This is a genomic window from Pseudomonas sp. Pso3 (genome assembly GCF_055393275.1).
The window spans coordinates 2,493,861-2,510,337 of the sequence record NZ_AP043687.1 but is presented as its reverse complement, the minus strand read 5'-3'; the positions used below and the strand labels follow the sequence as shown (position 1 = coordinate 2,510,337).

16 protein-coding genes and 1 pseudogene are annotated in these 16,477 nt (G+C 64.7%); 5 read left to right on the top strand and 12 right to left on the bottom strand.

The genetic code is table 11. From position 1 onward, the window contains the following. Window positions 1-89 precede the first annotated feature (89 nt). Together pobA and ACZ5R1_RS11805 are read left to right on the top strand one after the other, a co-directional pair. Entirely contained in the window at window positions 90-1,274 is a 1,185-nt protein-coding gene (pobA, locus tag ACZ5R1_RS11810; protein ID WP_464712289.1) for a 4-hydroxybenzoate 3-monooxygenase, read from the top strand. Window positions 1,275-1,352: 78 nt separating this feature from the next. Then, window positions 1,353-2,129 carry a TSUP family transporter gene (locus ACZ5R1_RS11805; RefSeq protein ID WP_007161717.1) on the top strand — a complete coding sequence of 259 codons (777 nt, stop codon included), beginning with the start codon at window positions 1,353-1,355 and terminating at the stop codon, window positions 2,127-2,129. Here the strand turns inward: ACZ5R1_RS11805 and nudC are convergent. The 5 genes from nudC to ACZ5R1_RS11780 form a co-directional block, all read right to left on the bottom strand. Further along, complete coding sequence (gene nudC, locus ACZ5R1_RS11800) at window positions 2,097-2,924, bottom strand: NAD(+) diphosphatase (protein ID WP_464712288.1); 828 nt, start codon at window positions 2,922-2,924, stop codon at window positions 2,097-2,099. The genes ACZ5R1_RS11805 and nudC overlap by 33 nt on opposite strands. Next, window positions 2,921-4,621 (bottom strand): hypothetical protein, encoded by a 1,701-nt coding sequence (locus ACZ5R1_RS11795; RefSeq protein WP_027602279.1) that lies wholly within the window; start codon window positions 4,619-4,621, stop codon window positions 2,921-2,923. Before ACZ5R1_RS11795 ends, nudC begins: the two co-directional genes overlap by 4 nt. A gap of 414 nt (window positions 4,622-5,035) precedes the next feature. Further along, window positions 5,036-5,770, bottom strand: coding sequence for a DNA polymerase III subunit epsilon (dnaQ, locus tag ACZ5R1_RS11790; protein ID WP_464712287.1), 735 nt, complete (start codon window positions 5,768-5,770; stop codon window positions 5,036-5,038). Window positions 5,771-5,788: 18 nt separating this feature from the next. After that, entirely contained in the window at window positions 5,789-6,253 is a 465-nt protein-coding gene (gene rnhA / locus ACZ5R1_RS11785; protein WP_007161713.1) for a ribonuclease HI, read from the bottom strand. Next, on the bottom strand, window positions 6,246-7,022 hold the full coding sequence (locus tag ACZ5R1_RS11780; RefSeq protein ID WP_007161712.1) for a methyltransferase domain-containing protein: 777 nt from the start codon (window positions 7,020-7,022) through the stop codon (window positions 6,246-6,248). The genes rnhA and ACZ5R1_RS11780 overlap by 8 nt, the downstream gene beginning before the upstream one ends. 83 nt (window positions 7,023-7,105) lie before the next feature. Between ACZ5R1_RS11780 and gloB the strand changes: the two genes are divergently transcribed. The 3 genes from gloB (at window position 7,106) to fabI (ending at window position 10,660) form a co-directional block, all read left to right on the top strand. Continuing rightward, the gene (gloB, locus tag ACZ5R1_RS11775; RefSeq protein ID WP_464712286.1) at window positions 7,106-7,885 is read left to right on the top strand and encodes a hydroxyacylglutathione hydrolase; all 780 of its coding nucleotides are present in this window, start codon (window positions 7,106-7,108) and stop codon (window positions 7,883-7,885) included. Between the two features lie 145 nt (window positions 7,886-8,030). Next, entirely contained in the window at window positions 8,031-9,665 is a 1,635-nt protein-coding gene (locus ACZ5R1_RS11770; protein WP_027599366.1) for a lytic transglycosylase domain-containing protein, read from the top strand. A gap of 194 nt (window positions 9,666-9,859) precedes the next feature. Next, the gene (gene fabI / locus ACZ5R1_RS11765; protein ID WP_027599367.1) at window positions 9,860-10,660 is read left to right on the top strand and encodes an enoyl-ACP reductase FabI; all 801 of its coding nucleotides are present in this window, start codon (window positions 9,860-9,862) and stop codon (window positions 10,658-10,660) included. Between the two features lie 56 nt (window positions 10,661-10,716). On the opposite strand, the gene ACZ5R1_RS11760 is transcribed toward fabI, so the two are convergent. The 7 genes and pseudogenes from ACZ5R1_RS11760 to ACZ5R1_RS11730 all read right to left on the bottom strand — a co-directional run bounded on the left by ACZ5R1_RS11760 (window position 10,717) and on the right by ACZ5R1_RS11730 (window position 15,961). Then, complete coding sequence (locus tag ACZ5R1_RS11760) at window positions 10,717-11,580, bottom strand: formate/nitrite transporter family protein (RefSeq protein ID WP_037007038.1); 864 nt, start codon at window positions 11,578-11,580, stop codon at window positions 10,717-10,719. Next, window positions 11,580-11,825, bottom strand: a complete 246-nt coding sequence (locus tag ACZ5R1_RS11755; RefSeq protein ID WP_027599369.1) for a hypothetical protein — start codon at window positions 11,823-11,825, stop codon at window positions 11,580-11,582. The genes ACZ5R1_RS11760 and ACZ5R1_RS11755 overlap by 1 nt, the downstream gene beginning before the upstream one ends. A 94-nt stretch (window positions 11,826-11,919) precedes the next feature. Beyond that, a complete protein-coding gene (locus ACZ5R1_RS11750; RefSeq protein ID WP_085982650.1) occupies window positions 11,920-12,303 on the bottom strand; it encodes a response regulator in 384 nt (127 codons plus the stop codon). A 107-nt stretch (window positions 12,304-12,410) separates the two neighbouring features. Next, a complete protein-coding gene (locus tag ACZ5R1_RS11745; RefSeq protein WP_037007037.1) occupies window positions 12,411-12,623 on the bottom strand; it encodes a hypothetical protein in 213 nt (70 codons plus the stop codon). Between the two features lie 277 nt (window positions 12,624-12,900). Further along, window positions 12,901-13,605 (bottom strand): methyl-accepting chemotaxis protein, encoded by a 705-nt coding sequence (locus ACZ5R1_RS11740; RefSeq protein ID WP_464713283.1) that lies wholly within the window; start codon window positions 13,603-13,605, stop codon window positions 12,901-12,903. A gap of 198 nt (window positions 13,606-13,803) precedes the next feature. Continuing rightward, a pseudogene (locus tag ACZ5R1_RS11735) lies at window positions 13,804-14,475 on the bottom strand (MCP four helix bundle domain-containing protein); the annotation flags it as partial. A gap of 178 nt (window positions 14,476-14,653) precedes the next feature. Beyond that, window positions 14,654-15,961 carry an OprD family porin gene (locus ACZ5R1_RS11730; RefSeq protein WP_278388137.1) on the bottom strand — a complete coding sequence of 436 codons (1,308 nt, stop codon included), beginning with the start codon at window positions 15,959-15,961 and terminating at the stop codon, window positions 14,654-14,656. Window positions 15,962-16,477 lie beyond the last annotated feature (516 nt).

Below are 16,477 nucleotides of genomic sequence, written 5' to 3'. Positions count from 1 at the left end.
AAGGTCGCTGTCGATACCGGCGGAAACCGTCCAAAAATACCGGAGCCCCATAATAAACGGCGTTCACGCCAGACAAGAGGACAGACTCCATGCGCACCCAAGTCGTCATCATCGGCGCGGGCCCTTCCGGACTGCTGCTGGGCCAGCTGCTCACCCGCTCGGGTATCGACAACGTCATCGTCGAGCGCCAGAGCGCCGACCACGTACTCAGCCGCATCCGTGCCGGCGTGCTCGAACAGGGCACGGTCGATCTGCTACGCCAGGCCGGCGTCGCCGAGCGGCTGGAACAGGAAGGCCAGGTGCATGAAGGCGTGGAGTTCGCCATCCACGGCAAGCGCGAGCGACTGGACTTGAACGATCTGCTGGGCGGACGCTGCGTCACCGTCTATGGCCAGACCGAGGTGACCCGCGACCTGATGGCCGCCCGCCAGGCCAGTGGCGCCCCTACCTTTTACCAGGCCAGCGAGGTCCAGCCCCACGAACTCAAGGGCGAGCGCCCTCATGTCACCTGCCAGGTCGCCGGTGAGACGCTGCGCATCGACTGCGATTACATCGCCGGCTGCGACGGCTTCCGTGGCGTCTCGCGCCGCAGCATCCCGGACGGCGTGCTCACCGAATACGAGCGGGTCTATCCCTTCGGCTGGCTGGGCTTGCTGAGCGACACCCCGCCTGCCGCCGACGAACTCATCTACGTCAATCACCCGCGAGGCTTCGCCCTGTGCAGCATGAGGTCCGCGACCCGCAGTCGTTACTACCTGCAGGTGGAAGCCGGGGACGCGGTGGAGAATTGGTCGGACGAGCGTTTCTGGGCGGAACTCAAGGCGCGCCTGCCGGCCGAGACGGCGGCCCAGCTGGTGACCGGTCCCTCGCTGGAAAAGAGCATCGCCCCGCTGCGCAGCTATGTGGTCGAACCCATGCAATACGGCCGGCTGTTCCTGGTCGGCGATGCCGCCCATATCGTCCCGCCCACCGGCGCCAAGGGACTCAACCTGGCCCTGGGCGACGTGCGCAATCTGCACCTGCTGCTGGAACGCGCCTATCGCAACGGCGACGCCAGCTGCCTCGAACGCTACTCGGCGCTCTGCCTGAAGCGGATCTGGGCGGCAGTGCGCTTCTCCTGGTGGATGACCACCGCCCTGCACCGTTTTCCGGATACCGATGCCTTCACCCAGCGGGTGCAGGACGCCGAACTCCAGGCGCTGCTCGATTCCAGAGCGGGTCGCACCACTCTCGCGGAAAACTACGTCGGATTGCCCTTCCCCGCCCTGGATTGATCGAGGTCGCCCGCAGGTGGTGACGGCTGCGCGTCTGATGCATGATGGCGCCCCCGTTCCACCTGGCGCCCTACCCTCATGCTCGAATTCGCCCTGGACCCCATGACCCTGACGCTGCTCGCCGGGGTCGCCTTCCTCGCCGGTTACATCGACGCCATCGCCGGCGGTGGCGGCCTGCTCACGGTGCCGGCGCTGCTGATGGCCGGCGTGCCGCCCCATCTGGCGATCGGCACCAACAAGCTCAGCTCGACCTTTGGCAGCGCTACCGCCGCCTACACCTTCTACCGCCGCAAGCTGTTCCATCCCCGTCAGTGGCGGCATGCGCTGCTGGCTACCGCCCTCGGTGCGGGGATCGGCGCCCTGGTGGCCCACCATCTCTCCGCGGACTTCCTCAATCAGCTGCTGCCGGTCGTGGTGTTCAGCTGCGCCCTCTATCTGCTGTTCGGCGGCACGCCCAAGGCACCGGTGCTCAGCGATGCGCCCGTGCCGCAACGGCGCCAATGGCCCCAGGGCCTGACGCTGGGTGCCTACGACGGCTTGTTCGGGCCAGGCACGGGCGCCTTCTGGACGGTCAGCAGCCTGCTGCTCTATCCCCTGGATCTGCTCAAGGCCAGCGGCGTGGCGCGCACCATGAATTTCGTCAGCAACGGGGTCGCCCTGGTGATGTTCATCGCCCTGGGACAGGTGCTCTGGGTGCTGGGGCTGACCATGGGTCTGTCGCTGACCCTCGGGGCCTACCTGGGCGCGCGCAGCGCCATCGCCGGCGGCGCCAAGTTCATCCGCCCGGTGTTCATCTGCGTCGTGCTGGCGCTGACCGTCAAGCTAATCTGGCAGCACTGGTTCAGCGCCGCCTAGGCGCTCGACCCGATAGCAATCGATCAGAAAGCGCGAGATGGAAAAGGCCGGCGGCAGCGTCGGCAACTCGCGCAGGTGGAACCAGCGGGCATCTTCGATTTCATCCGGTTGGCACCGGATGTCGCCGCTCAGGTAATCGACGTGATAGCCCAGCATCAGGGAATGCGGATAGGGCCAGTTCTGGCTGCCCTGATAGCGCAGGTTGGTGACCGAAACGCCCACCTCTTCCATGATCTCCCGGTGCACGCAGGCCTCCGCCGACTCGCCCGGCTCGACGAAGCCGGCCAGGGTGCTGAAGACCCCGGGCGCGAAACGGGGCGACCGCGCCAGTAGTACCTCGTCGCCGCGCGTGACCAGGGCGATCATGCTCGGCGACAGGCGCGGATATTGGGTGAGCTGGCAATTCGGGCATTTGAGGCCGCGCTGGCCATCGAGGGCGAAGGTGCGGGTACCGCACTGTCCGCAGAAGCGATGCTGGCGTGCCCAGGTCCCGATCTGATTGGCATAGCCCAGCAACTTGAACAGCGCATGGGGCGATTGCAGCATCAGCGGCCGCAAGGGTTGCCAGACGCAGCCCTCGATGTCCGGCGGGGTGTCCAGTTCGAGCAGGGTGACCGGCTGGGCCTGCCACTGGCCAAGGCCGTGGCGCTCTCCTTCGAATCCCTGCACCCGCGGATCGTCGCTGGCGAAGAGCACGTCCGCACCCGAGGTCAGAAACGCCTGGCCGCTATGGACGACCAGCCAACCGCCAGAGGATTGGGCGGTCTGGAACCAGCCGGGCTGCCAGGCACTCATGCCGCAGCCGAGGTCCAGCCCAGGGCGCGAATGCTTTGCGCGGCGATATCGAGGATTTCCGGGGTACCGTCCTGACTCTCGGTGCCACCGCTTTCGACAAAGAATTCGATGCTGCTGAGGGCATCCGCCAGCACCTCGAGGGTCGCCGGCTCACAGGCCTGGCCGCCCTCGATCAGGCAGCGCTGGATGTAACCGGTGCAGGCACGCACCAGCTCGGCCGCCCGGGGATTGCCCAGGAAGAACAACGCCCCGCGGACGGTATCCAGCAGCGCCGGCACGGTGGCCAGGTGCAGGGCGTCGCCCCGCGAATCGAGGAAGGCACCGATGGCGCGCTTGGCGTCGGTCAGGCCCTTGTAGGCTTCCCGATGCAACAGCGCCTGGGCTTCGCCCAGCTGGTAATTGGCGACACTGACCTGGACGCCATCGGCTTCCAGCGGCACGTCGATCAGCGAGCCCTGCCCTTCGGGCTGGCCCAGCAGACTTTCCACCAGCAGCAGGGCATCGGCCAGGGGCGCCAGATCGTCCAGCACCAGGGACTTGTCGCGGAACTGGGAGATATTCGGCAGGCACTGCTGCAGGACCTGGCCGGCATTCTCCTGGCCAACCATCTCCAGCGTCTTGCCGAGCAGGCCGACCTGGACATACAGCCGGGAGAAGTTGTCGGAGCGTGGCAGCCGATTCTGCTCGGCGCCGTTGCGCAATTCGGTTTCGATGAGATCTATCAGGTCCTTGACCGTCTCCAGCTCTTCGCGGATGGCGGCCGACAGCGAATGCATCACGGCATGGCCCGGACCGGCGAGACGCTTCTTGCCGGCTTCGAGCTGGGCGTCGGTGAAACCGAGTCGCTCGAAACCGTAGGCATTCATGACTTCCTGTGGATGGGCGCCCTCGACACCGGCCAGCGCCAGCAGATACAGCAACTCCTTGAGAGTGCTGCGCGCGGGCTCGTGCAATTCGTTGCCCAGCATCTGGCGCAATTCGCGATCCACCCGGGCGAACAGCTGCTTGCGTTCACGGGTGGCAGTCAGGCGACCCTGGGCGAAGCCCTCGACGGTAGCCGCGGCGACCCAGGGCAGGTAGCCGCCGACCTGATCGTGCAGCAGCGCCGCGGAGCGCTCCAGCGCCCGCGCCATCAGGCGCAGACTGGCTACGCCATTGACGTCGCGCAGGAAGCCCAGCAGGCCGACCTGGTACATCTGGCGCATCCGGCGTGCCTGGGCCTGACGCTCGCGCAGGCCAAGGCGCGTGGTGGCGCTGATCAGCGGGCGCTGGTCGAGGCGGACACTGAAGAAATAGCTTTCCGGGAGTTCGGGTTCGCCGCCCGCCAGGCGCAGGGCATTGATCGCCGGCAGCAGCAATTCGGGCATCTCGTCCTGGCCGCTGCGCAGCTGTTCGAGATAGCGGCGCAGGACATGCAGCCCACGGCAGATCGCCATGAGGTGCTCGTCATGCTCGGGACCGGCGCCGGCCGGGATGTCGTTGGCAATCTGCAGCGTCTGATGGGCGAGCAACTGGGCGCCTGCCAGCTCGATCAGCGTCAGGGCGCCGCGAATCTGGCCGATACTCTCGACCGCGCGTTGCAACAGGCTGCTGCAGTGCCGCTCGACGATGAATCGTTCAAGATGGGATTCAGCTTCCTCTATGGTCGCGAACAGCTGTTCGCGGACCAAGCTCAAAGCTCTTGCTCCGGTCACCATAGTGCCTTACGCCTCCTGCGCCATTACAACCTCGCCAACGCCATTTTAAAACGGGAAGAAAGGCTTGCTATTCCAACTGGAGCCTAGGTACCTGCGTCTTCCTGACCGGGCCACACTAATCATTCCAGGCGGACGGGGATTCGACCTCACGCCACGCCAGGGAACCTTGCTCTGGAACGCTAGACCTGTAAATCCACAAAAGCGAAGCGATAATTCCGAATCGTCATATGATTTTCAGGAACCAATAAAGTTCCGCGCAATTCGAAATTCGAGGCTTCATGCGGGCTCAAATGACCAGCCTGCAGCATCTTAGTTGAACAATAGCTGAAAATTGTGAGGTCTTTCAGCTTATTCGGACGAACGCGAACGTCCGGTCAGGCACTGACCGGGCGCTGGGGAGAAGGGAGGAAGGCGTTATTCGGCTCCGGCGCCCGCCAGCCAGAGGGGGGTCCGGCCACAGCTCTTCTCGATGGCCGCCATCCGCGCCGCATGGGCATCGAGATCGGCGCTGCTGGCGTTGATCACGCGCGTGCGCTGGCGATCGGCCGGCAGCCGCCTGATCGGCATGACGTAGTTGCCATCGCCATTGCCTTCCTGGCCGTGCGCGGCCAGGGACAGGCTGGTCTGGCCACCGGTCATGGCCAGGTAGACGTCGGCGAGGATCTCGGCGTCCAGCAGGGCGCCGTGCAGCTCGCGGTTGGAGTTGTCTACGCCATAGCGCTTGCAGAGCGCATCCAGGCTGTTGCGCTGCCCGGGATGCCGACCGCGGGCCATGACCAGGGTGTCGAGCACCGAGCAGTGCTTGGTGATGTCGGCCCGCTCGGGATGGGCGCCCAGCCGGGCGAACTCCATGTTGATGAAGCCCACGTCGAAGGGTGCGTTGTGGATGACCAGTTCGGCGCCTTCGATGAATTCGAAAAAGCTGTCGGCGATCTCGGCGAAGCGCGGCTTGTCGGCCACGTATTCGTCGGTGATGCCGTGGACCGCGATGGCGCCTTCGTCGATCTGCCGATCCGGATTGAGATAGACATGGAAGTGCCGCCCGGTCAGCCGCCGGCCAATGACCTCCACCCCACCGATCTCGATGATTCGATGGCCATCGGTCACCGGCATGCCGGTGGTTTCGGTATCCAGAACTACGTATCTCATCGCTAACCTCTTGGCTGGTTACGCCTTGGCGGCCTGCTTGGCCTGCCGGACTTCATCGACACCGCGGTTGGCCAACTGGTCGGCCCGCTCGTTCTCGGGATGGCCGGTATGGCCGCGCACCCAGCGCCACTCGACCTGATGGCGCTGAACCTGCTCGTCCAGGGCCTGCCACAATTCGGCATTCTTCACCGGCTGGCGCGCGGCGGTCTGCCAGCCGCGCTTCTTCCAGTTCACCAGCCACTGGGTGATGCCCTTCATCACGTACTCGGAGTCGGTGGTCAGGCGGATCTGGCAGGGGCGCTTGAGCGCCGCCAGCGCCTGGATGGCCGCCATCAGCTCCATGCGGTTGTTGGTGGTGTTGGCTTCGCCACCCCAGAGCTCGCGCTCCGCACCCTTGAATTTCAGCAAGGCACCCCAGCCGCCCGGGCCGGGATTGCCCTTGCAGGCGCCGTCGGTAAAGACCTCGACGATATCGTCACTCATTGGATTCACTCGATTCGCGGCGGCTGATCTTGGCCACCGGCATGGGCACCAGCTTGCCACGCGGTTCCTTGCGCGCCTGGGGAACGGGGCGCAGGCCGAACATCAGCTTGCGCGCCGACAGCAGATAGAAGCCCGCCCCCGCCGCCTGTTCGCAGTTGGGTTCGGCCTCACCCTGCTCCATCCAGGCCAGCCGCTGCTGCCACTTGGGGGATGAAAGCGGCGGACGATAACACCCGAAGCGACGTTTCTCCAGCGCGAAGCCCAGTACCGAGAGCCAGTCGCCGACCCGGCTGGGGCCGAAACAACGGGCCTTGCGCAGGGCATCCCGGGCCAGGTAATGGCGCATGCCCCAGAGGCTCCAGGGATTGATGCCCACCACCACCAGATGCCCGCCCGGGCGCACGCTCAGAGCCGCTTCGCGCAACAGCCGATGGGGCGCCAGGGAGAAATCGAGACCGTGCTGCAGCAGGACCACGTCGGCGGCGTGCTCACCCAGCGGCCAGGCGCCCTCCTCGCAGACGATGTCGACATCTCCCAGCGGCGGACCGATGCGCACCGCATGGCGGAGCTGGCCGCAATTGGCCGGCGCCTCGGGGTGCGGACCGTAATGGATCAGATAGCTGCCGAAGTGACGCTTGAGCTCTTCGTCGATCAGCACCCGCTCCTGCTCCAGCAGCAACTGGCCCAGCGGGCCGGCCAGCCATTCCCGTGCCGAGCTCATCAATTTCAGCCAGCGCGGATCGACCTGGGCGGAGAATTCATCGTGCATCGTCTGGTCCTCTCATACTGAAGCCTAAGCCCTTCCACCGACTGCTACCCTAGGGGCCAGCCGTCCGACCAGAGAGCCCATCCATGTTCGACATCCTTCCGCTGCCCGCTTTCAACGATAACTACATCTGGCTGATCAAGGACGCCGCGACAAGACAGGCGGTCGTGGTCGATCCCGGCGATGCCGCCCCCGTCCTGGCCTGGCTCGACGCCCATCCGGACTGGCGCCTCTCCGACATCCTGATCACCCACCATCATAACGACCACACCGGTGGCATCGCCGCCCTCAAGCAGCGCAGCGGCGCCCGGGTCAGCGCGCCAGCCGACGAACGCATCGCCGCGGTCGATCTGCCGCTGACCGACGGCCAGCAACTGGAGGTGCTGGGTACGCGCTTCGAAGTCCTGCGCGTGCCTGGCCATACCGCCGGCCATATCGCCTTCCATGTCCCTGGCGAGCGGCCCCTGCTGTTCAGCGGCGATACCCTCTTCTCGGCCGGCTGTGGCCGCCTCTTCGAAGGCACGCCCAGCCAGATGCTCGGCTCGCTGCAGCGCCTGGCCGAGTTGCCGGACGCCACCGAAATCTACTGTGGCCATGAATACACCCTGAACAACCTGCGTTTCGCCGAGGCGGTGGAGCCGGACAATGCCGCGGTCCGGGAGGCCCTGGCCGAGACCCGGCAACTCAGGGAAACCCAGCGCCCCACCCTGCCCTCCAGCCTGGGCCGCGAACGCCAGATCAACCCCTTCCTGAGAACCGGCGAAAGCAGCGTGCGCCAACGCCTGCAGGAAGAACGCGCGGTGCCGGCCGAGGCGTCGGAGGATACCTATTTCGCCGCCTTGCGCGGCTGGAAGGACACGTTCTGACACCTATTGCCCAGATCCTGCCAGAGCGCTGAAACCCAGGGTTTTCGGTCGTCGTACAGGTCACAGGCCAAGGGGTTGTTCCTTGACCCCCCGGGATGCGGTTCCTAGAATCGCCCATCCTTCAGCTCCCGGAAAGCCCAGACCGATGCCGCCAGCGACGCCGAAAACCCGCGAAATAGACGTGCTGGCCACCTCCTTCAAAGTCTCGGCGCTCTGCCTCGCCGTCTTCCTCGCCGGCTGTCAGAGCAATCAGCAGCCCGATAATCGTGCCTACCAGGCCGATCTGCACATGACGCCCAGCAAGATCCAGCGCCCGCCGGAATGGCTGCGCAAGGCGCCGACCGCGGCAGCGACCAGTGGCGACATCTGGGACCGGGTACGGGACGGCTATCAGTTGCAGGGCGCCGGCGACAACGGCACCAACCCGCGCATCGATCGCCAGCGCCTCTGGTACGCCAGCCACGAAGCCGCCCTTGCGCAGTCCTGCAGTCGCGGTGCGCCCTATCTGCATTACATCGTCGAGCGCCTGGAAGAGCGCAACATGCCGCTGGAACTGGCCCTGCTGCCGGTGGTGGAAAGCTCCTTCAACCCCAATGCCCTCTCACGCAGCGCCGCCTCCGGGCTGTGGCAGTTCATCCCCACCACGGGGAAGTACTTCAATCTGCGCCAGACCCGCTTCTATGACGGTCGTCGCGACATCACCGCCTCGACCAATGCCGCCCTGGATTACCTGAGCAAGCTGCACGACATGTTCGGCGGCGACTGGCTGCTGGCGCTGGCCGCCTACAACGCCGGCGAAGGCACGGTCAGCCGCGCCATCGAGCGCAACCAGTCGCTTGGCCTGCCCACCGACTACTGGAATCTGTCGTCGCTGCCGCCGGAAACCCAGGACTACGTACCCAAGCTGCTCGCCGTCTCCCAGATCGTGCGCAACCCGGACGCTTACGGCCTGGCCCTGGAATCCATCCCGGACGAGCCCTACTTCGAAGTGGTGGACATCAAGCAGCACCTGGACCTGGCCCGGGTGGCCGAGCTTGCGGACCTGGATGCCAACGAACTCTATCGCCTGAATCCCGCCTACACCCAGCGCGTCACCATGGACGGCCCCAAGCACCTGCTGGTGCCGGCGGAAAAGGCCAAGCGCCTGGTTGCGACCCTGCCCAACATCACCCCCGACGCCGTGGTGCAGTGGCAGGAATACCGGGTGCGCCGCGGCGATACCATGCGCAGCGTGGCCAAGCGCAATCGCGTGAGCGTCGAGCAGCTCGCCGCCCTCAACAAGCTCAGCAGCAGCAGCCGCCTGTCCGCAGGCCGGGAACTGATGATCCCGCGGCGCGAGACCGGCAAGACCACCACCCCGCTGGAAACCATCGCCGTGGCCGAAGAGCCCGTGGTGCGGACCTACAAGGTGCGGACCGGCGACAGCCTCTGGTCCATCGCCCGGGCCAACGAGGTGGAACTGGCCGACCTCAAGCGCTGGAACGATCTCGGCAAGCGGGGCCTCAAGGTCGGCGAGACCCTGAAGCTGCACGGCACGGGCAGCAGCACCGCCACCGCCGTGGCGATGCCGGCGTCCTATACCGTCAAGACCACCCAGGCCGCCGCCAAGACGACCAAGACCGCCAAGGCCGCGCCCACCTACTACCGGGTCAAGGCCGGCGATTCGCTCTACCAGATCGCCAAGCGCTACAACATCGGCGTGCAGGCGCTGCAGGACTGGAATCCGCGCATCGCCTCCGCCCTGACCCCCGGTCAGACCCTGACGCTGTTCCTCAACTGAGGCGCGACCGCTCACCGCAGCGGTCAACCAGCGCTTTTGTCCCGGGTATCGACCTGCTACCTTACCGCCCCACCCGTGCCTGACCCCTAGCGGAGTCAGGCCAAGATCTCGCTCTGACCTGCGCAGAGCCCTGCCCAACCCGGACCTCAGCCCAAGGCTGCTGCCCGGGAATCAACACAGAAGAGGAAAAAACCATGGGATTTCTCGCCGGTAAGCGCGTTCTCATCGTCGGCGTCGCCAGCAAGCTGTCCATCGCCTCCGGCATCGCCGCGGCCATGCACCGCGAAGGCGCCGAGCTGGCCTTCACCTACCAGAACGAGAAGCTCAAGGGTCGCGTCGAAGAATTCGCCGCGGGCTGGGGTTCCAATCCCGAGCTGTGCTTCCCCTGCGACGTTGCCGACGACGCCCAGATCGAAGCCGTGTTCGCCGAGCTGGCGAAGAAGTGGGATGGTCTGGACTGCATCGTCCACTCGGTCGGCTTCGCCCCGGGCGACCAGCTGGACGGCGACTTCACCGCCGTGACCACCCGTGACGGCTTCAAGATCGCCCACGACATCAGCGCCTACAGCTTTGTCGCCCTGGCCAAGGCCGGTCGCGAGATGATGCGCGGCCGTAACGGCAGCCTGCTGACCCTGTCCTACCTGGGCGCCGAGCGCACCATGCCCAACTACAACGTCATGGGCATGGCCAAGGCCAGCCTCGAGGCCGGCGTCCGTTACCTGGCCGGCAGCCTCGGCCCGGAAGGCACCCGCGTCAACGCCGTGTCCGCCGGTCCCATCCGCACCCTGGCCGCCTCGGGCATCAAGAGCTTCCGCAAGATGCTAGCCGCAAACGAGCGTCAGACGCCCCTGCGTCGCAATGTGACCATCGACGAAGTCGGCAATGCCGGCGCCTTCCTCTGCTCCGACCTGGCGTCGGGCATCAGTGGCGAGATCCTCTATGTCGACGGTGGCTTCAACACCACCGCCATGGGTCAGCTGAACGACGACGAGTAATCGCGGCAGCTGCCTGATCACTGCGAAGGGCCGGCAATTTGCCGGCCCTTTTGCGTTCAGGTATCACTGCGTACCTGGGCGTGGCTGATCAGCGCGAAGATCAGGCTGCCGCCGACGATGTTGCCGGCCAGGGTCGGCCCGGCAAAGGTCAGCAGGAAATCGCTCCAGCTCGCCTCACCTGCGAAGACCAGATAGGCCACCTCGACGCTACCCACCACGATGTGGGTGAAGTCACCCAGGGCCATCAGGTAGGTGATGAGCACGATGATCCAGATCCTGGCGTTCTCTGCTGCTGGCAGCATCCAGACCATGGTCGCGATCATCCAGCCCGACACTATGCCCTTGGCAAACATCGCCGAGGCGTCGTTCTCCATGACATGGGTGCCGATTTCCAGAAATTTCGCGTCGGTCTTGGCGTCGAACAGCGGCAGGTGGAGGACCACATAGGCCACCAGGATGGTACCGATCAGGTTGCCCACCAACACGATGCTCCACAGCCTGGCCAGACGGCCAAAGTTGTGCAGCGTTGGTTCGCTCATCACCGGCAGGACTGCCGTAAGCGTGTTTTCGGTGAACAGCTGCTGACGAGCCAGGATCACCGCCAGAAAGCCGGCCGAATAGCCAAAGCTGGCAATAACCTTGCTGTAGCCACCCTCGGGGAGGTTGGCATTGAGCAATCCCATCGCCATCAACGACAGGCCCATGGTCAAACCGGCCGCTAGTGCCGACCAGAACAACGCTGCGATCGTCCGCTCCAGTTCATGATCACCCTGGGTGCGGATGATCTCGTGGAGAACCACCGCGCGAGGCAGCTGACTCTCGCCGACATCCTCCTCTTCTTCACGACTCAGCTCCGGATCTTCCGGAGTGGATTCCTGGGTCTGTCGAGGTTCTTCGCCCTGCTCCTGGTCTCTCTTCATCAGACGGCCTGCTCGTCCCAGAGAAGCTCATCGTTCTCGCCGATTTCCGTCACCCGATTGAGCGCGGCATCAGCGGCTTCTTCCGCTTCCGAGGCCAGATCGAAATGCCGCTCGGTAGCGACCTTGTGAAAGGTCGGGCGGGCGTCATCGCGCCGCGCCTTGACGGCGATGACCGCTTCAAAACCCTGTTCAGCCGGAACGGCAGACGAGATCGCTTCGTGATGATCGAAATGCTTGATAGCCATGGACGCCGATGTCTCCAACCTGAGGCGACCGGACTGGTCGCACCTGATCAATAGACTGCCCAGGCAGGAAAACGATCTATGGCGATGGCGAGGATCAGGCGCCGAGCAGTTTCTGCACCTGGAGGTGGAGACGCTCGAGCGAGAAAGGCTTGGTCAGCAGCGGGACCTTGCCCAGCAACGGCGAACCGGTGTCGATGATTTCGGCGGGATAGCCGCTGATGAAGAGGACCTTGAGGTCGGGGCGCAGCTTGAGCGCCGGCTCGGCGATCATCACGCCGGACACGTCGTCGGGCAGACGGAAATCGGTGATCAGCAGATCCAGCCGTGGCCGCCCGGCCAGGATCCGGAAGGCTTCGAGCGACGAGGGGGCTTGCAGGACGGTGTAGCCCAGTTCGGAAAGATAATCCGCAAGAATCATCAAAATCTGCGGTTCATCCTCGACGACCAGGACAACCTTGCTCTGTTCCGCACTCACCATCTGACCCCTGTACCCACACGCTCGGCTCCCTTGGACACAAGAGGCCTGTAAAGTTCCATTCTAGACGCAGGTTCAGGGTCGCCGGCGGTGCCAGCGACCCTTCGACCTTACTGCTGTTGCTTCTGGCCCTGCTCGTTGAGCGTGGTCTTGCCAGCACCGGTAGCGGCGCCTGCGCCTTCACCGGTCTTCTGACCCGCCGGGGTGCCCATACCGGCGCTGTTGGCCTTCGGCGGATTGCCTGCACCTTCGGTGGCGAAGGCAGCGCCACTGGCGGCGATCAGACCAGCAAACATCAGGGCAGAGATTTTCTTCGCGTTCATGGTAGGACTCCGGGTTGATTGGACACTGTTTAGGCAGGCCAAGCGCCGATTCGTTCTCTACCGGATGCCAGACGCGATGTAACGGGATACTAAAGACAGTCTGGCGGGTGTGCCAGCGCCGAGCGGGCGTGCCAGAGGCCCCGCCGCCGCTTGGAAGAGTGCCGCGCGACGGGTAGTAGTCAGGCTATTGCAGCATGGGTGACTGAGGCAAAGATGCAGCGGGAGGCTGCGCGCCCTTCCTGCCCGGGCTAGGCGGGAACGGCGCGACGATGCCAGGTCAGACGGCGAATTCCCGCACCACGCGATTCAGTCCGGTGGCGAGCCTGGAGACCTCGGCGCTAGCGCTGGCGGTCTGGGTGGCTCCGGTCGCGCTCTGGGTCGCCAGGTCGCGGATGCTGGTGATGTTGCGATCGATTTCGCGGGCCACCTGGGCCTGCTCCTCGGCGGCGGTGGCAATGACCGCATTGCGGTCGTTGATCTGGGAGATGGATGCCGCGATCTGTTCCAGGGACACATTGGCCAACTGGGCGACCGAGGTGGACTCGCCCGCCAGTTGCTGACTCTCGGCCATGGCCTTTACGGCCAGCGACGAATCGCTCTGGATGGCGCCGATCATCTGCTCGATCTCGCGAGTCGACTGCTGGGTACGATGGGCCAGCGCCCGTACCTCGTCGGCGACCACGGCGAAGCCACGGCCCTGCTCGCCCGCCCGGGCCGCCTCGATGGCGGCGTTCAGCGCCAGCAGGTTGGTCTGCTCGGCGATGCCGCGAATGACCTCGACCACGGCGTTGATGTCCTGGGCACGGGAGGACAGGGCCTGGATCTGCTCGCTGGTACTGGCCACGTTCTGCGCCAGTGCCTCGATCGACTGGACCGTGCGGGTGACCTTGTCCAGGCCATCGCTGGTCAGGGTCTGGGTATGCAGCGAGGTGCTGGCCGCATCGGCGGCGTTGCGCGCGACCTCCTCCACCGCCGAACTCATCTCGGTCACGGCGCTGGCAGCCTGATTGACCTCGTCGTTCTGCCGCACATAACCGCGCCCGGCTTCATCGATCACCGCGGTCATTTCTTCCGCTGCGGACGCCAGCTGGGTCGAGCTGTCGGCGATATGGGAAAGGGTGTCGCGCAGATTGCCCTGCATCTGGGCCAGCGCCTGCAACATCCCCGCAGCCTCGTCACGACCGACCACGGTGATGCGCTCGGTGAGGTCCTTGCGCGCGATCCGCTGGGCGATTCGCAGGGCTTCGCCCACCGGCAGGGTGATGCTGCGGATCAGCAGCGCGGCCAGCACGACGGTGGCCGCTATGGTCAGGCCGATCAGCCCATAGACCCAGAGCAGGCCGTTGGCATAGGTGGCACCGGCCGCCTGCCCAGCGGCCTTGGCACCGCGCTCGTTGAAAGCGTTCAGCTCGGCGATGGTCTTTTCCAGCGCGTTGGTGAGCGGACGGATCGAGGTGTTGATCAGGGCGATGGCGCCTTCGTTGTCGCCCGCGCGCAGCTTGGGTTCGAAGGTATCCAGCAGTGTCCGGTAGCTTTCGGCGCCCTTGACCACGGCGGCGTACAGCTGGCGATCTTCAGCGTCGGCCACGGTCCTTTCGTAGTCCTTGACCGCGGTGAAGAAGGCCTCGCGATAGCCGGGGAAGGCCGCGACGGTCTGGGCCCGCAGCTGCGGATCCGGCGTGGTGGTGGCCCTGAGGCTTTCCAGGCGCAGCCGCAGCAATCCGCCACTCATCTTCGCCGCCAGCTGGTTGCCCGGCAGCCAGTTGGTCTCCACCTCCTGTTCCGCATCGTACAGCTTGCCCATCTGCACCACGGCGACGCCGCCGAGGGCGAAGACGATCAGGACGATCATGGAAAAGAACAGCACGGCGCGGGGCGCGACGTTCAGGCTGCGAAGATTCATGGGTGGGCATCCCTGATAAAATGACTATTAGGGATATCGGCGCAGCGGTGCCCCCTTAAGCCAGGGGCGACGGACGGCCGCGAACCGCTTGCCAGCGGTTGCGGCGTCCATTGGGAGGACGGTAGCGTCAGAGCAATTGCAGCGGATAGTCGAGGATGACCCGCAGCTGATTGACCGAACCGCCGGTGGATGGCGAGCCGCGGTGCCAGGCCTGGCGGACCCGGATCGACAGCCCCTTGACCGCGCCCGACTGCAGCACGTAGCGACCCTCCAGGTCGACTTCGTGCTCGTGGTCGTCGGCGCCATAGAGCCCGCGATAGGCACTGTTGGCCGGCAGATCACGGCCATCGATACCACTGCCCTCAAGGTAGCGGGTCATGAGGCTGAGGCCGGGCACGCCGAGCGACTTGAAGTTGAGATCGTAGCGCGCCTGCCAGGAGCGTTCGCCCGGGGCATTGAAATCGGAGAGCATGACGGCGTTGGCCAGGAAGATTCCGCCGCCCAGGCGGTCGTTGTCGCCCAGGGCCACATAGTCGAACGGCGTATCACCGTGGATCTGCTGCCAGCCCAGGGTGAAGGTGTGCGGCCCCTGGCTGAAGGCGGTGGCCAGGCTATAGGAGGTATTGTCGATGGGACCCGCTTTGGCCGCTCCGGTATCCCGCGTGCGATAGAGATTCGCATCGAAGGTCAGCGCCTGGGTGCCGGACAGCGCCTTCACCAGATTCAGGTTGCCGTAGTACTGGTTCCAGATGTCATCCAGCTGCGCCGCATAGAGCGACAGGCTGACGCCCTTGACCGGGCTGTACTTGCCACCGGCGAAATCGATGTGGTCGGCGCGCTGCCGTGCGTATCCGGCCCAGAGATCCCCGTTGCGGTTGGTGCTGACCTGATCGGTGGAAGAGGTGAAATGCCCTGCCTCCAGCAACAGATCCGTCACGTCGTTACTGAGCAGGCTCCAACCCATGGCGGTCTGCGGCAGCAGGCGACTGGTGCTGATGGCGAACACCGGCGCCGTGGGCGCCTGTTGCCCATAGCGCACCACGGTATTGCCCAGACGCAGCTTCAGCGCAGCGCCGGCACGGGAATATTCGTCAGCCGGCTCGTTCCCGGCATGGACGGGCAAGTTACCGGTGCCACGGCGCCCCGGGCCGGCATCGAGCTTGAGGCCCAGGTAACCGAAGGCATCGATCCCGACCCCCACCGGGCCCGGCGTGAACCCTGACTGATAGTCCAGCAGGAAACCCTGAGTCCAGTCTTCCTGGTTCGCCCGTCCGTTGGCGCGGTCACTGTTGAAGTAGAAGTTGCGTACCGTCAGCACCAGTTTGCTGTCGTCAACCAAGCCCTCGGCGAAGGCTGCCTTGCAGCCAAGCAGCAGCGTACAGCCGCCCACCACCCCAAGCGTCCAGGGGCCGAAGAATCGGCTGAAACTGGTCAAAGGGCTATTGGATATAGCTCCTTTCTGATAACGCGAGCTTTGCATAACTTCCCCTATTCATTGTCGGCGACTAATAGTGGTTGAAGACGCGCAGCCAGACGCGCGCCGGAGAGCAAAGCCGCACCGGCGAGGCTTGATATGCGCATTGAAGAGAGCCCGCACTCCCCAGTACGGACTCTAAAATCAGGTCATGGCGCTGGCGAATCGACTACCAGAAAGAAAAGACTGCGGATATAAGAATCATCAGTTCCTTAGCGCCAAAAAGCGGAGTTGCAGGCTGACTAATTCAGCCCTTCGCTAGAACTTGAGGCCCTTGTCAAAATGGGCCACATAAACTTTTGTACTCTTACCCAACCAAGGGTGTAGAAATCAGTCGTCACATGAACTTCATTGCTAGAGCGTTCTCTTGTACGGACACCGCCTTGCAATCGCCTGGCGCAGTCGATTGCAAGAGGGGCACGTCTACACGGGATGCATAATGCTGCTTTTTCTTTTCAGCATGCGTCAAGTAATAAG

Excerpts from the sequence above, each read along its gene's own strand:
- ACZ5R1_RS11795 (WP_027602279.1), bottom strand. The coding sequence starts at position 4,621 with ATGGTGACCGGAGCAAGAGCTTTGAGCTTGGTCCGCGAACAGCTGTTC.
- nudC (WP_464712288.1), bottom strand. The coding sequence starts at position 2,924 with ATGAGTGCCTGGCAGCCCGGCTGGTTCCAGACCGCCCAATCCTCTGGC.
- ACZ5R1_RS11760 (WP_037007038.1), bottom strand. The coding sequence starts at position 11,580 with ATGAAGAGAGACCAGGAGCAGGGCGAAGAACCTCGACAGACCCAGGAA.
- ACZ5R1_RS11755 (WP_027599369.1), bottom strand. The coding sequence starts at position 11,825 with ATGGCTATCAAGCATTTCGATCATCACGAAGCGATCTCGTCTGCCGTT.
- ACZ5R1_RS11780 (WP_007161712.1), bottom strand. The coding sequence starts at position 7,022 with ATGCACGATGAATTCTCCGCCCAGGTCGATCCGCGCTGGCTGAAATTG.
- pobA (WP_464712289.1), top strand. The coding sequence starts at position 90 with ATGCGCACCCAAGTCGTCATCATCGGCGCGGGCCCTTCCGGACTGCTG.
- ACZ5R1_RS11750 (WP_085982650.1), bottom strand. The coding sequence starts at position 12,303 with ATGGTGAGTGCGGAACAGAGCAAGGTTGTCCTGGTCGTCGAGGATGAA.
- fabI (WP_027599367.1), top strand. The coding sequence starts at position 9,860 with ATGGGATTTCTCGCCGGTAAGCGCGTTCTCATCGTCGGCGTCGCCAGC.
- ACZ5R1_RS11805 (WP_007161717.1), top strand. The coding sequence starts at position 1,353 with ATGCTCGAATTCGCCCTGGACCCCATGACCCTGACGCTGCTCGCCGGG.
- gloB (WP_464712286.1), top strand. The coding sequence starts at position 7,106 with ATGTTCGACATCCTTCCGCTGCCCGCTTTCAACGATAACTACATCTGG.
- rnhA (WP_007161713.1), bottom strand. The coding sequence starts at position 6,253 with ATGAGTGACGATATCGTCGAGGTCTTTACCGACGGCGCCTGCAAGGGC.
- ACZ5R1_RS11740 (WP_464713283.1), bottom strand. The coding sequence starts at position 13,605 with ATGAGTTCGGCGGTGGAGGAGGTCGCGCGCAACGCCGCCGATGCGGCC.
- dnaQ (WP_464712287.1), bottom strand. The coding sequence starts at position 5,770 with ATGAGATACGTAGTTCTGGATACCGAAACCACCGGCATGCCGGTGACC.
- ACZ5R1_RS11745 (WP_037007037.1), bottom strand. The coding sequence starts at position 12,623 with ATGAACGCGAAGAAAATCTCTGCCCTGATGTTTGCTGGTCTGATCGCC.
- ACZ5R1_RS11770 (WP_027599366.1), top strand. The coding sequence starts at position 8,031 with ATGCCGCCAGCGACGCCGAAAACCCGCGAAATAGACGTGCTGGCCACC.